This is a genomic window from Synechococcus sp. CCY 0621 (genome assembly GCF_019038465.1).
Lineage (GTDB): Bacteria > Cyanobacteriota > Cyanobacteriia > PCC-6307 > Cyanobiaceae > Cyanobium.
Genome location: NZ_JAFKRH010000035.1, coordinates 39225 through 52303, shown reverse-complemented (window position 1 = coordinate 52303; position 13079 = coordinate 39225). Strand labels below are relative to the sequence as shown.

The window sequence follows — 13079 nt, the reverse complement described above, 5'->3', positions numbered from 1 at the left end:
CGGCAGGGATGATCGGAACCATCTCTCTGCTGCTTCCACGACCATGAACATCGACGGCAGGCCCTGGCGCACCATCTGGCTGGAGGAGGGCGGCCGCTCGGTCGGTGTGATCGACCAGACCCTGCTGCCGCACCGCTTCGTCACCCGTTCGCTCAGCAGCGTCGAGGAAGCGGCCGAGGCGATCGTCACCATGGTGGTGCGGGGGGCGCCCCTGATCGGCGTCACCGGGGCCTACGGGCTGATGCTGGCCCTGCAGGCCGATCCCTCCGACGCCTCCCTGGCCGCGGCCTTCGAGCGCCTCGATGCCACCCGCCCCACCGCCATCAACCTGCGCTGGGCCCTGGAGCGGGTGCGGGCCACGGTGCTGCCCCTGGCAGCGGAGCAGCGCGCCGAGGCGGCCAAGGCCGAGGCGGCCGCCATCGCCGAGGAGGACGTGGCCATGTGCGAGGCGATCGGCGACCACGGCCTGCGCCTGTTCCAGGAGATCGCCGCCCGGCGCCCCGAGGAGCGCCGCGGCCAGCCCCTGAACGTGCTCACCCACTGCAATGCCGGCTGGCTGGCGACGGTCGACTGGGGCACGGCCCTGGCGCCGATCTACAAGGCGCACCGCTCCGGCCTGCCGATCCACGTCTGGGTCGACGAGACCCGGCCCCGTAACCAGGGGGCCAGCCTGACGGCCTTCGAGCTGGGCCGGGAAGGTGTGCCCCACACCGTGATCGTCGACAACGCCGGCGGGCACCTCATGCAGCACGGCCAGGTGGATGCGGTGATCGTCGGCACCGACCGCACCACCCGCTGCGGCGATGTCTGCAACAAGATCGGCACCTACCTCAAGGCCCTGGCCGCCCACGACAACGGCGTGCCCTTCTATGTGGCCCTGCCCGCCTCCACCATCGACTGGTCGATCGCCGACGGGGTGAAGGAGATCCCGATCGAGGCCCGCTCCCCCCTGGAGGTGACCCGCATCGCCGGCAAGCCTGCCGCGGGGGAGCCCACCAGCGTGCAGTTGGTGCCCGATGGCAGCGACGGCTTCAACCCCGCCTTCGATGTCACCCCCGCCCGGCTGGTGACGGCCCTGATCACCGAGCGGGGCGTGGCCCCGGCCAGTGAGGCGGGCCTTCAGGCGCTCTACGCCGCCCCGGTGGCCGCGGGCTGAGCCGGCTTCAGAGCGAGGGCCGCAGCAGGCTGATCGGCTCTCCGGAGCCATCGGGCTGGACCGTCAGGGTGGAGTAGGTCCAGGTGCCGGCGCTCTGGCGGGCCTCCACGTAGAGGGTGCCGCTGCCCCTCGACCCCTGCAGGGGAATGGCCAGGTTGGCCTGGCCCGTGCCACCGGAGAGATTGACGCTGCCGGACACCAGCAAGCCCCCGTTGATCGGCGTGCCCAGCCGGCTGATGACCACGGGATCCTTCTGGGCCTTGGCCAGGGCCTGCTGGTAGGGCGTCGACGACTTGATCAGCCCGAACACGAGGCCCACGATCAGGGCGATGAAGCCCGCAACCCCGGCCAGGCCGGTGAGGCAGCCGGCCGGCACCAGCCATTTCCAGTTACGGGCCCACCAGTTGGGGGCTGGCTTGCTGTCCATGGGGCCACCTTGGCATTGGCTGCCTGGATCGCGCTGCTTGTCACTAGCGGCCCATTGCATCGTGTGCGCATTAAAGTGCGCATCTCCGTTCGCCTGGCCGTGCGCACCACCCTGGAGCTGCCCGATCCCCTGTTCGCGCGCCTCAAGGCCAGGGCGGCACTCGAGGGCACCACGCTCAAGCAGTTGCTGTGTTCCTTTGTGGAACAGGGTCTGGAGGCCCCGGGCCACGGCCGCGACACCCCGACCCGCCGGGCCGCCGATCTGCCGCGGATCGATGCTGAGCTGCCCCTGCGGCCGGATCAGTTGTCCAACGCTGGCCTGTTCGCCCTGCTGGAGGAGGAATGACTCCCCTGCAGGCGCCGGCGGATCTGCCCGATCTCAACCTCTGGTTGGCGCTGGTCTGGCGTGGCCACAGGCACCACGCCGCTGCTTGTCGCTACTGGGAGGTGGCGGCGGCCGACACCGTGCTGTTCACCACCGTGACCGCTCTCGTTCTGGTGCGCCTGCTCAGCCAGCCTCGGGTGATGGGGGATGCGGTGCTCAGCCTTCGCCAGGCCAGCGACGTTCAGGCGGCGTTCCTGCAGCAGCCGGGGGTGAGGCTGGTGGACGAGGCCGCCGCCAGCTGGCCCGTGTTCCGCCATCTTCTCAGCCAGGATCCGTGGCCGGCCCGGCTCTGCACGGACGTGCATCTGGCCGCCCTGGCCATCTCCGGGGGCTGGCGGCTGGTGAGCTTCGATCAGGACTTCGGCCGGTTCAAAGGCCTGTCATGGCTGTCCCTACCGGGCCCTTGACCCCTCAGAGCCCTTCGAAGCGGACGTTGAGGTTGAGCTGGTTAGGGCCGATGGCGGTGGCCTGGAGCACCAGGGCGGCCGCCTTGCCCTCAGCGGTGCCATCCACCTTGGTGCCGGACGGGGGATCCAGCACCAGGTTGAAGCCCCACGGGCCGACCACGGTGTTGATCTTGCGCTCGCTGTAGCCCTGCTTGGCCAGCGATGCCTTCACCTTGGTGAGCAGCTCCTCGGGCTTGCCGGGCAGCTGGGTGTTGAGGCTGGTCTGGCCGATGGCATTGGCGGCGAACAGGCTGGCCGCCGGTTTGGGCAGCGGCAGCGCCAGGCCCTTGAGCAGGGATCCGGCCGGTGTGGCCAGGGCGGCGCCGCCGACCAGGGCGCCAGCGCCCACCAGCAACGAGGTGGAGAGGGCCAGCAGACGGGGACGCCAATCCATGGCTTGCTTGCAAGGTCGCAGGGACGTTACCCCGATTCAGCTGGGCTGACTGCGGCGAGAATGGGCTCCCACCTCCGCCTCCGCCGCTCCGTCGCCATGGCCCAGGCCCAGCCAGCCGCCCCGGCTCCGCCCCCCAACTGGGTGGCCTCGCGCCATCCCCTCGGCTGGCTGATCGACCGGCTGCTGGCGGTCGAGCCCCTGCGGCGGCTGCTGTTCCTGCAGGCCCGCCAGCTGATCATCCGCACCGCCGAGCGCCGCGGCATCGCCTGGCGGGCCCGGCGCGAGGAGCTGGTGCGCCAGGCCGAGCCGCTGCTGGCCAGCAGCACGGATGCGGCCACTGCCACGCCGGCCTACTACCGGGCCCGCTTCCACGCCTACCAGGAGGGCAACCTCTGCTGGCAGGCGGCCGGCGAGGCGGAGCAGGCCACCGATGCCATGGCCCTGCGGGTGTGGCCGGGGGAAACCCTTGAGCCCCAGGACGCCCAGCGGCGGCTGAGGGACGCGATCTTCGCCGCGATCGAGCCCAGCCTCGCCGGCCCGGTGCGCAGTGCCCTCGACATCGGCTGCTCGGTGGGCGTCGGCACCCTGGCCCTCAAGGACTGGCTGGAGCGGCGTGAGGGCACAGGCGTCGCCGTCGACGGCCTCGACCTCTCCCCCCAGATGCTGGCTGTGGCCAGGGTCCGTGATCCTGATGGGCGCATCCGTCGCTGGCACCACGCCGCCGCCGAGGCCACAGGCCTGCCGGCGGCCAGCGTCGATCTGATCACGCTCCAGTTCGTCTGCCACGAGCTGCCCATGGAGGCCACCCGGGCGGTGCTGCGTGAGGCGGCCCGGCTGCTGCGGCCCGGCGGGGTGGTGGCCCTGGTGGATCAGGACCCCGATTCAGATGTGATCCGCCGCCTGCCGGCGCCGATCGCCACCCTGCTCAAGAGCACCGAGCCCTACCTGGCGGACTACTTCAGCCTCGATCTGCCCAGGACCCTGGAGCAGGCCGGCTTCCGCGACGTGCGCCGCCAGGCCTGCGACCCCCGCCACCGGGTGCTGGTGGCGCGGCTGGCCTAGCCCCAGCCCACCAAAGCGACCTTGCCGATCGTGCTGCCGGTGGCCAGCTGGGCGTGGGCGATCTCCAGGTTGGCGGCGTTGATGGGGCTGAGGGTGCGGCCCAGGGTGGGACGCAGCTCGCCGGCCTCCAGCAGCTCGGCGAGCCGGTCGAGGATCTGCCCCTGCCGCCCCATGTCGGCGGTCTGGAACTGGGAGCGGCTGAACATGAACTCCCAGGCGAAAGTCACGCTCTTGGCCTTGAGCCGGTTGAGGTCGAGGGGGCGGCGGTTGCCCACGATCGCCACGATCGACCCCAGCGGTGCGATGAGTTCGGCCATCACCTCCCAGTAGGCGTCGGTGTCGCTGAAGTTGGCGATCCGGTCCACCACCTCGAAGCCCAGGGCGGCCAGCTGGGGCGCCAGGGGCCGGTGGTGGTCGACGACGTGGTGGGCCCCCAGCTCCCGCACCCAGGCGGCACTTTCGGGGCGCGAGGCGCTGGCGACCACCACGGCCCCGGCCCGGCGGGCCAGCTGTATGGCGATCGAGCCCACCCCGCCGGCGCCGCCGAGGATCAGCAGGCTGGGGCCCTTGCCGCCCCCGCCACCGGCTGGATCAAGGTCGAGCCGCTCGAACAGGGCCTCCCAGGCCGTCAGCCCCGTCAGCGGCACGCTGGCCGACTCGGCCCAGGAGAGCTGTGCCGGTTTGCGGCCCACCAGCCGCTCGTCCACCAGCACGGCTTCGGCGTAGCAGCCGGCCCGTCCCGCATCGCCGGCGAACATCACCCCATCCCCCACCCGGAAGCGGCCCACCCGCTCCCCCACCGCCGCCACCACCCCGGCGGCGTCCCAGCCCAGCTGCCGAGGGGGATCCCCTTCGCCCACGGCGGCCCGCAGCTTGGTGTCGATCGGGTTCACCGCCACCGCCTCGATCCGCACCAGCAGGTCGAGGGGGCCGGGGACGGGCTCCGGCAGCTCCGTGTCCACCAGGGCCGGGGTGGCGAGAATCGCTCTCATGGCGGGCGGGGTCAGTAGCGGCAGTAGCCCACCTCCCCCTTCAGGGGCGGTTTGCAGGGGAAGCGCAGCGGCACGAAGATCCGATTGCCGTTGGCCTCGTTGGTGAGGGTGATGTTGCCCTGCACGAACAGCTCCCGGCGCCAGATCCCCCCCAGCCGGTCCCGCAGCAGGTCGCTGCCATTGGCGTCCTTGCCCTTGCCGGACACCGCCCGGTAGGTCATCGACTGGCCGTCCTTCCAGCGGATCTTCAGGCCGCCGGGGATCTGCGCATCCACGCAGGCCAGGGGCTTGTCGTTGTACTCGCAGTCCTTCCAGCCATCGCGGGGGATCTGGGGTGGGACCGTCTGGGCCGGTGCGGGGGCCGCCACCCCGACCCCCATGGCCAGGAGCAGGGGCAGCAACACCCCGCCGGCCCACGGCTTCCAGTCCTGGCGGCGGCAGCGGATGGACACGGGCAGCCCCCGGAGGATCGCTCCCCGTAGTCTCCCCCCAGAGTCCCCGTTTCGCCCCATGGCCGTGCAACATCGCTGGTCGGATGCCGCCGCCTGCGAGGCGATCGCCCGCTACGGCGACCAGGGTGTGAACGAAGACCTGGCCCTGCGCACCTACTCGGCCCGGCTGCTGGGGGCCGACCCCGAGCTGGTGCTGCACGGCGGCGGCAACACCTCGGTGAAGACCACCGTGCACGGGCTGCTGGGCGAGCCGATCCGGGTGCTGTGCGTCAAGGGATCGGGCTGGGACCTGGGCACGATCGAGCCGCCGGGCCATCCGGCGGTGCGCCTGGAGCCCCTGCAGGCCCTGCGGGTCCTCGACGCCCTCAGCGACGAGGCGATGGTGGCGGCCCAGCGCCAGAACCTGATCGATCCGGCCGCCCCCAACCCCTCGGTGGAGGCGCTGCTGCACGCCTTCCTGCCCCACAGCTTCGTCGACCACACCCACTCGATCGCCCTGCTGGCCCTGGCCGACCAGCCCGATGCGGCCGAGGTGTGCCGCGAGGTCTACGGCGAGCGGGTGGCCCTGGTGCCCTACGTGATGCCCGGTTTCGCCCTGGCCAAGGCGGCGGCCCTGGCCTATGAGGCCGCGGCGGCCGGCGGCACTGAGCCCGAGGGCATGGTGCTGCTGCAGCACGGCCTGTTCTCCTTCGGGGCGACGGCCGAGCAGAGCTACGACCGGATGATCGACCTGGTGCGGCGGGCCGAGGAGCGCCTGGCCCGGGGGGAGCGCTCGCTCCATGCCGTGGCCGTGCCGGAGCGCCCGGCCCCTTCGGCGGCGGTGCTGCCGATGCTGCGGGGCGCCCTGGGCCGGGCCGCCGTCGCCGCCGGCGTCCGTCCCCACTGGATCCTGGCGCTGCGCGACACCCCCCTGGCCCGCGCCATCAGCGACGACGCCCGACTGCCGGACTGGGCCGGCCGCGGCGTCGCCACCCCCGACCACGTGATCCGCACCAAGGCCCGGCCCCTGGTGCTGCCGCCGCTGCCGACCGGCGGCGACGGCCACGCCCTGGCCGCCTGGGGCCGCTCCCTTGAGCAAGCCCTGGAGGCCTACGCCACCGACTACCGCGCCTACTTCCAGCGCCAGAACGCCGCCGCCGGGGGCGTCAAAAAGGCGCTCGATCCCCTGCCGCGGGTGGCGGTGATCCCGGGCCTGGGGCTGGTGGGCATCGGCAAGTCGGCCGCCGAGGCGGCCACCGTGGCCGACATCGCCGAGGCCTGGGCCCAGACCCTGCTGGCGGCCGAAGCCATCGGCCGCTTCGCGCCCGTCAACGAGGCCGACACCTTCGCCATGGAGTACTGGAGCCTGGAGCAGGCCAAGCTCGGCAAGGCGGCCGAGAAGCCCCTGGCCCGCCAGGTGGTGCTGGTCACCGGAGCGGCCGGGGCCATCGGTGCGGCCACCGCCCGGGCCTTCGCCGCCGCCGGGGCCGAGGTGGCCGTGCTCGATCTCCACCAGGACGCCGCCGAAGCGGTGGCGGCCTCCTGCGGCAAGCGGGCCCTCGGCACCGCCTGCGATGTCACCGACCCGGCAGCGGTGCAGGCCGCCATCGCGGCGGTGACGGCCCACTTCGGCGGCCTCGACATCGTGGTGAGCAATGCCGGCGCCGCCTGGACCGGCCCGATGGCCACCCTGGCCGACGACGACCTGCGGGCCAGCTTCGAGCTCAACTTCTTCGCCCACCAGAGCGTGGCCCAGGCCGCCCTGGCGGTGTTCCGCGCCCAGGGCCTGGGCGGCCAGCTGCTGTTCAACGTCAGCAAGCAGGCCCTCAACCCCGGCCCCAACTTCGGCGCCTACGGCATCAGCAAGGCGGCCCTGCTGGCCCTGGTGCGCCAGTACGCCCTCGAAGAAGGCGAAGCGGGCGTGCGGGTGAACGCCATCAACGCCGACCGCATCCGCTCCGGCCTGCTCGACGACACCATGATCAAGGAGCGCTCCGCCGCCCGCGGCCTCAGCGAGGAGCTCTACATGGCCGGCAACCTGCTGGGGGCCGAGGTGCGCGCCAGCGACGTGGCCGACGCCTTCGTCGCCCTGGCCCGCATGGAGCGCACCACCGGCGCTGTGCTCACCGTCGATGGCGGCAACGTGGCGGCGATGGTCAGATGAGCGCGGCTTTCGGCGCGACGGTGCGCTGAGCGTCCTTATTCGGGTGGGGCGGGCTTCCTACCGCCCTGGGCTTCATGGTCGCGCTGGAGTGGCTGGAAGCAGCCCCTTGGCCTGCAGGAACCGCCGTAAATCCATCAGCAGGTGAAGTGCCCCCAGCTTGCTGAAGTGATTCGAGTCCAGATAGAGCGATTGATCACCAAGAAAGACCTGACAGGTCTTGCCATCCCGGCATAACCAGGGCAGCGGATCATAGACGTAGACGTTGTCTTGACGGCTGCTGACAGACTTCAGGGCATCGGCAATTGATCCTGTTCGCTCCAAGATGGCGCTTTTTTTTGTGCCGAATTGGTCACCCCGGCATTGCGTGCCTTCAAAGGGTGTGAACCACTGGCGGTTGCATCGTGCAGAGACGGCTTCTCGTCTGGCGGCATAGTATTCATGGTCCGGTTTTGGGCCGATGATCACGAGCTTGCCATTCACCGTCCTGAGGCTGGTGGCCAGTTGGTCCAGGGCTTTTTCGTAATCGGCGAGATTCATTTCCACGCTCCGGCGATCCCCTGAGGGGTGGGCCTGGAACTGATGGCGCATGTGGCCCTCGTATCCGAAGTGCCCCTGCAGGAAGGAATCGACGATCACAACGCCGCCGCCATGCTTGCGAATGTTATCGATCAGGAAGGCGGCAGTTTGCTTCGTCTGTCCGTAGCAGCCTTGATTCGCCTCACCCTGGCCTGGGAAGACACAACCCAGCCGCGCCATGAAGAAGACACTGCGGCCTTCCTTGGCGAGGGCGTCAGCCATGGGAAAAGCGGCTTCGGCATGGCTGTCGCCAACCAAAGCGATCAGCGGGCCGGCTTGGTCTGCGTTGGCCAGGCACAACCTCCTGTAGGTGTCGAGCAATGACTGCTTGGAAAGGAGTTGGGTGGAAAATGCGCAGTTGCCTTGGCGTTGTTTTTCGGCAGCTGTGAGAGGTGTCAGTGCCGGCTTGAGATGGCGCGCGATGCGATCCTCCCCGGCATCCTTTGTGCCTGTGAACAGAAATCGACTCCATTGCCAGCGACTCAGCGGCATCAGCAGAAGCGCTGCCCCAAGGACAGCGCTGAGGCCATAGGGGACGGTGCGTTGTTCCGTCCTGGACCAGGACTTGCGCCGGAAGGGCGTCTCCACCCAGCGATAGGACGCTGCCGCCAGCAGCACCATGATCCCGGCCTGGAAAGGGAACGACCACCAATGAATGCCGATCGTCTGGCGACTGATCACCAGCACGGCCCAGTGCCACAGATAGAGAGAGTAGGAAATCAGCCCGATCCAGACCAGCGTTGGCTGGGAGAAGCCCCGTTTGGTGTACGAATCCGTACGCAACTGCATGATCCAGGCCGACGTCAGCAGCACCATCAGGATCGTCGCCGCCCGTCCGTTGGCCAACGGCAGGAACAGGGTTCCGATGAGAGCCGCGGTGACCAGGATCGGTGCCACTCGAGGCGTTGGAGGCTCTGTTCCAAGCGGCGACTGGCACAGAAAAATCAGGCATCCGGCGCCGATTTCCCAGAATCGTGGCGGCATCAGGAAGTAAGCCGCAGCCTGTTGCCGGGTGTAGAGCACGATGAAGGAAACCAGCGAAAGGGCACTGAGTACAGCCATCCCTACGATCAGATTCCTGCGGCCAGAGGGTGATTTCCTGGCCCAGCCAGTCAGCCAGCCGATCCCAGGGAAGATCAGATAAAACTGTTCTTCGACGCCAAGTGACCAGGTATGGGTAAAGGCATTGAGCTGGGTGGCCGCCCCAAAGTAGTCGGTGGCCTGAAGCCACAGATAGAGATTGGAAAGGCCGAACAATGAGGCGATGCCCGTGTTGAGAGACAGGGCTGGATAGGGATCGAACAGGCAGACGACTAGGCTGGTGACCAGAACGAAAACCACCAGTACGGGAATCAGCCGTTTGATGCGGCGACTGTAAAAATCCCTGACGAGGTCTGCCAGCCCCGTGCTGGTGCGGTTGCTTAACGAGGCGGTGATGACATAGCCGGAAATGACAAAAAAGATATCGACACCTAGATAGCCGCTTGGCATCAAGCTGCCATTGAAGTGATTGATGATCACCGCGATGACGGCGAGGGCGCGCAGACCGTCGATCTCCGAGCGGTAGGACGGTGAACGCAACATCTTTGCTTTGGGCTGCCCAAGGTGGAGATCCGCAGCGAATCATCTCAGTGATTGAGGGATGGCAGCACCTCGATGCTCAGGTCGCTCCCTTCGCCCGCGCCGCCAGCCACAGCCCCAGCCCACTCCACAGCACCACCAGGCCCAGGCAGAGGCCGGTCCAGGCCGGCAGCCCCCAGCCATCCACCACCAGGGGCGCCACCACGGTGATCACGCCCCCCGCCAGCAGGGGCTGGAGCAGCAGTTGCTTGATGGAAAAGGCCGTCACAGCCTGGCTGCGGTCGCCCGGGTCGGCCATGCGAAGCAGCAGCAGCCCGCTGGCGGCCACCCCCGTGGCCTGGCCGAATTCGATGATCGCCCGCTCGAACCAGTCGGGCGGCAGGATCCGCGGCGCCAGCAGCAGGATCACCCCCAGGTTCCACAGCAGACCCGCCAGGGCCAGCACCGTCAGGGGGATCCAGTCGTGGGCCAGCAGGCTCAGGTCCAGGCAGGCGGTGGCGGCGGTGATCAACAGGTCGGCCGAGATGGTGCCGGTCTGGCCCTGGATGGCGGTCGAGACCCACTGGGTCTGGCCGCTCTTCTCCAGGATCAGGCGCACCAGCAGCGACCCCACCAGGGCCAGGGGGAACACGGGCAGGGCGTCGATCACCAGGGCGAACACCCCGCCGCTGGCGTCGGCCACGAAGCGCAGCGCCGCCAGCGCTCCGCAGCCGAACAGCACCGCCACCCCCGCCAGTCCCAGGTTCACGGCCCAGTCGGCGATCTGCCGCCACAGCGCCGGCACCTCCACGGTGCCCGCCTCCAGGGGCAGATCCATCGGCACCTCCTGCAGGGGCGGGGTCCCCTCCTCCAGGAGCGCCACCGCCTCCTCGATCAGCAGGGCCTCGGGGAACTTCAGCCAGCCCCTGGCCCTTCCCAGCACCACCAGCAGCCCGCCCACCACCGTCGACACCAGCAGCCCCACGGTGGCCATCGCCAGCCCAAGGGCCTGGGCGCCCTCCAGCCCGAGCCGCTCGTAGGTGGGCCCCATGGCGGCGGCCGAGCCGTGGCCGCCCTCGTAGGCCACCTCGATCAGGCAGGCCATCACTGGGCTCACGCCCAGCCAGGGCTGCAGCACCAGCAGCACCGCCAGTCCCGCCACCAGGAACTGGCCGAAGGCCAGGGTGAGCGCCAGCAGCACCTGGGCCGAAAGCGGGCGCCACAGCCCCCCCAGCTTCGGCAGCGGCTTGCCCAGCAGCAGGGTGGCGAACACCAGCGTCAGCAGGGGCAGGGGCAGCTGGTCCCAGAGGTCGATCACCCGCTGGGGCAGCAGGGGCAGCAGCCCGGCCGGGGCCACCGCCAGCCCCAGACCGCCCGCCAGCAGGGCCTCCGGCAGTCCCCAGCGCTTCATGCCCAGCAGCCCGCCGACGCTGCTGCCGATCAGCAGCAGCACGGTGAGGGCCGCCAGGGCCAGGGCCAGCCATTCGACGCCTTCCACCACCCCCGGCACCAGCGCGGCGATCACAGGCGGAACTGGCGGCGGAAGAAGGCTTCGGTGGCTTCCAGCACCGTGGTGCGCACGCCGCTGTCGCGGAAGCCGTGGCCCTCTCCGGCGAACAGGTGCAGTTCCGTTTCCAGTCCGCCTCGGCGCAGGGCTTCCACCATCTGCTCACTCTGACGCGCCGGCACCACCCGGTCGTCCTGGCCATGGAAGAACACCACCGGCGCCGTGATCCGTTGCGCATGGCGCAGCGGCGAACGGGCTTCGTAGACGGACCGGGCCTCGGGCCAGGGGCCGATCAGGGTTTCGGTGTAGCGGGCCTCGAAGCGGTGATCCACCCCGAGCAGGGCCTCCGGATCGGCCACGGGATAGCGGCAGGCGCCGGCTTTGAACACGTCGGTGAAGCACAGGGCTGCCAGCACGGTGAAGCCGCCGGCACTGCCACCTTCGAAGGCCAACCGGTCCGGGTCGGCCTTGCCCGCCGCCACCAGGGCCAGGGCGGCGGCGGCGCAGTCGGCCACATCCACCACGCCCCACTGGCCGTCGAGCCGCTGCCGGTAGGCGCGCCCGAAGCCGGTGGAGCCGCCGTAATTCACATCCACCACGCCCCAGCCGCGGCTGGTCCAGAACTGGATGGCCAGGTTCAGCCCCGTGCCGGCCATGGCGGTGGGGCCGCTGTGCCCCTTCACCAGCAGGGGTGCCTCGGCGCGGCTGCCGCCCCGGGGCGGGTAGTACCAGGCGTGAACGGGACGGCCGCCATGGCCCTCGAACCAGAGGGGTTCCGGCCGGCTGATCGCCTCGGCGGCCAGTGGCGGTGGTGAGGCTGGAGTGTGCTGCCAGCTGCCGCTGGCCGTGTCCAGCTCCAGCAGCCCCTGGCCGATCCCCGGCGCCCCGGCCACCGCCACCAGCCGGCCCGCCTCCGCCGTCAGGGACGCCAGCTCACTGAAGGGCAGGGGGATCGGCTCGAAGCGGCCGCCGTCGACCCCCAGCCGGCCCAGCTCCCAGCAGCCCTGGCGGCAGACCGCCGCCAGCAGCCGGGTGCCGTCCCAGGCCAGGGTGCGCAGGCCGTACACCCACTGCGGACTGGCGAACTCCGCTTCCAGAGGGCAGAGCGGCTGCCATCGCGGCGGGGTGTCCGACCCCAGGGCGGCCACGTCCGCCAGCCGTTCCAGGTTCCACCAGCCGCTGCGGTCGTTGGCCACCACCAGCGAACCGTCGTCGAGCCAGAGCGGCTGGAACACCGAGATCCCCAGGGGATCCCCAGGCCCTGAGCCGGCGATGGGCCGGGCCTGCTGCAGCTGCCCGGCCGGGTCGATGGCGGCGAGCCAGAGCTGGCTGCGCTCCCAGGGCATGAACGGCTGCTGCCAGGCCACCCAGGCCAGGTGGCCGCCGCCTGGGGCCAGCACGGCGTAGCCGCAGAAGTCGGCCGGCTGGTGCAGCCGTTCCGGTTCGCCCCCCGCCAGGGGCACAGCCACCAGCCGGTCGAGGCCGTCCTGCTCCATCACGCCGATCCAGCGCTGGCGAGGCTGGTCGATCAGGCCATCGGCGAAGGCCCGCGGCCGCTCCGGGTCGGATGGGGCCGTGAGCCGCCGGGGCACTGAGGTCGCTGTGGGGTCGCCACCGCCAGCCAGGCTGAGCTGCCAGAGGCAGCGGTCACCGTCGTCGACGAACACGACTTGGTCGCCTGCGACTGCATAGGCGCCGCCGCCGTACTCATGCACGCGGCTGCGCACGTTCCAGGACCCCGCTGTGAGCTCCACGGTCGCTGCGCCAGGGCTCCGCGCCATCAGGGTGGTGCGCCCCCGCTCACTGGGGCGCTGCTCCAGCCAGAACAGGCGCCCCCCGGCCAGCCGCGGTTCGGCGACGCCGGTGGCCCGACCCACCGCCAGTGCAGCGGGCAGGGGGTCCGGTTCCTGCCACGACGGCTCCCCCACCCGAGTCCTCCGCAGGCTGCTTCTAGAATCGAACCATCGTTTCAGGTGACGT

General features: G+C 70.4%; 12 protein-coding genes. 5 read left to right on the top strand and 7 right to left on the bottom strand.

What is annotated here, in order from left to right:
• Window positions 1-43 precede the first annotated feature (43 nt).
• Window positions 44-1156: an S-methyl-5-thioribose-1-phosphate isomerase gene (gene mtnA / locus KUG43_RS11870; protein ID WP_216909298.1), complete on the top strand. Its 1113-nt coding sequence runs from the start codon at window positions 44-46 to the stop codon at window positions 1154-1156.
• 7 nt (window positions 1157-1163) lie between these two features.
• Here the strand turns inward: mtnA and KUG43_RS11865 are convergent, their stop codons facing one another.
• A complete protein-coding gene (locus KUG43_RS11865; protein ID WP_216909296.1) occupies window positions 1164-1583 on the bottom strand; it encodes a cytochrome c oxidase assembly factor Coa1 family protein in 420 nt (139 codons plus the stop codon).
• 75 nt (window positions 1584-1658) lie between these two features.
• Between KUG43_RS11865 and KUG43_RS11860 the strand changes: the two genes are divergently transcribed.
• Both KUG43_RS11860 and KUG43_RS11855 read left to right on the top strand, forming a co-directional pair.
• Window positions 1659-1928, top strand: a complete 270-nt coding sequence (locus tag KUG43_RS11860) for a hypothetical protein (protein ID WP_353618021.1) — start codon at window positions 1659-1661, stop codon at window positions 1926-1928.
• Window positions 1925-2374 carry a TA system VapC family ribonuclease toxin gene (locus KUG43_RS11855; RefSeq protein WP_353618020.1) on the top strand — a complete coding sequence of 150 codons (450 nt, stop codon included), beginning with the start codon at window positions 1925-1927 and terminating at the stop codon, window positions 2372-2374. The genes KUG43_RS11860 and KUG43_RS11855 overlap by 4 nt, the downstream gene beginning before the upstream one ends.
• A gap of 4 nt (window positions 2375-2378) precedes the next feature.
• Here the strand turns inward: KUG43_RS11855 and KUG43_RS11850 are convergent, their stop codons facing one another.
• Window positions 2379-2807, bottom strand: coding sequence for a hypothetical protein (locus tag KUG43_RS11850; RefSeq protein WP_216909294.1), 429 nt, complete (start codon window positions 2805-2807; stop codon window positions 2379-2381).
• A gap of 96 nt (window positions 2808-2903) precedes the next feature.
• Here KUG43_RS11850 and KUG43_RS11845 point away from each other — a divergent pair, with 96 nt between their 5' ends.
• Window positions 2904-3869, top strand: coding sequence for a class I SAM-dependent methyltransferase (locus KUG43_RS11845; RefSeq protein WP_216909292.1), 966 nt, complete (start codon window positions 2904-2906; stop codon window positions 3867-3869).
• Here the strand turns inward: KUG43_RS11845 and KUG43_RS11840 are convergent.
• Together KUG43_RS11840 and KUG43_RS11835 are read right to left on the bottom strand one after the other, a co-directional pair.
• Window positions 3866-4861: a zinc-binding alcohol dehydrogenase family protein gene (locus KUG43_RS11840; protein WP_216909290.1), complete on the bottom strand. Its 996-nt coding sequence runs from the start codon at window positions 4859-4861 to the stop codon at window positions 3866-3868. The genes KUG43_RS11845 and KUG43_RS11840 overlap by 4 nt on opposite strands.
• An 11-nt stretch (window positions 4862-4872) precedes the next feature.
• Window positions 4873-5313: a hypothetical protein gene (locus KUG43_RS11835; RefSeq protein WP_216909288.1), complete on the bottom strand. Its 441-nt coding sequence runs from the start codon at window positions 5311-5313 to the stop codon at window positions 4873-4875.
• A 58-nt stretch (window positions 5314-5371) separates the two neighbouring features.
• Between KUG43_RS11835 and KUG43_RS11830 the strand changes: the two genes are divergently transcribed.
• Complete coding sequence (locus tag KUG43_RS11830; RefSeq protein ID WP_216909286.1) at window positions 5372-7456, top strand: bifunctional aldolase/short-chain dehydrogenase; 2085 nt, start codon at window positions 5372-5374, stop codon at window positions 7454-7456.
• 72 nt (window positions 7457-7528) lie between these two features.
• Here KUG43_RS11830 and KUG43_RS11825 read toward each other — a convergent pair whose 3' ends face one another.
• From KUG43_RS11825 to KUG43_RS11815, 3 genes are all read right to left on the bottom strand, one after another.
• On the bottom strand, window positions 7529-9616 hold the full coding sequence (locus KUG43_RS11825; RefSeq protein WP_216909284.1) for an acyltransferase family protein: 2088 nt from the start codon (window positions 9614-9616) through the stop codon (window positions 7529-7531).
• Between the two features lie 76 nt (window positions 9617-9692).
• Window positions 9693-11117 carry a sodium/glutamate symporter gene (locus KUG43_RS11820; protein ID WP_216909282.1) on the bottom strand — a complete coding sequence of 475 codons (1425 nt, stop codon included), beginning with the start codon at window positions 11115-11117 and terminating at the stop codon, window positions 9693-9695.
• Window positions 11114-13027, bottom strand: coding sequence for an alpha/beta hydrolase family protein (locus KUG43_RS11815; RefSeq protein WP_353618019.1), 1914 nt, complete (start codon window positions 13025-13027; stop codon window positions 11114-11116). The genes KUG43_RS11820 and KUG43_RS11815 overlap by 4 nt, the downstream gene beginning before the upstream one ends.
• Window positions 13028-13079: the final 52 nt, after the last annotated feature.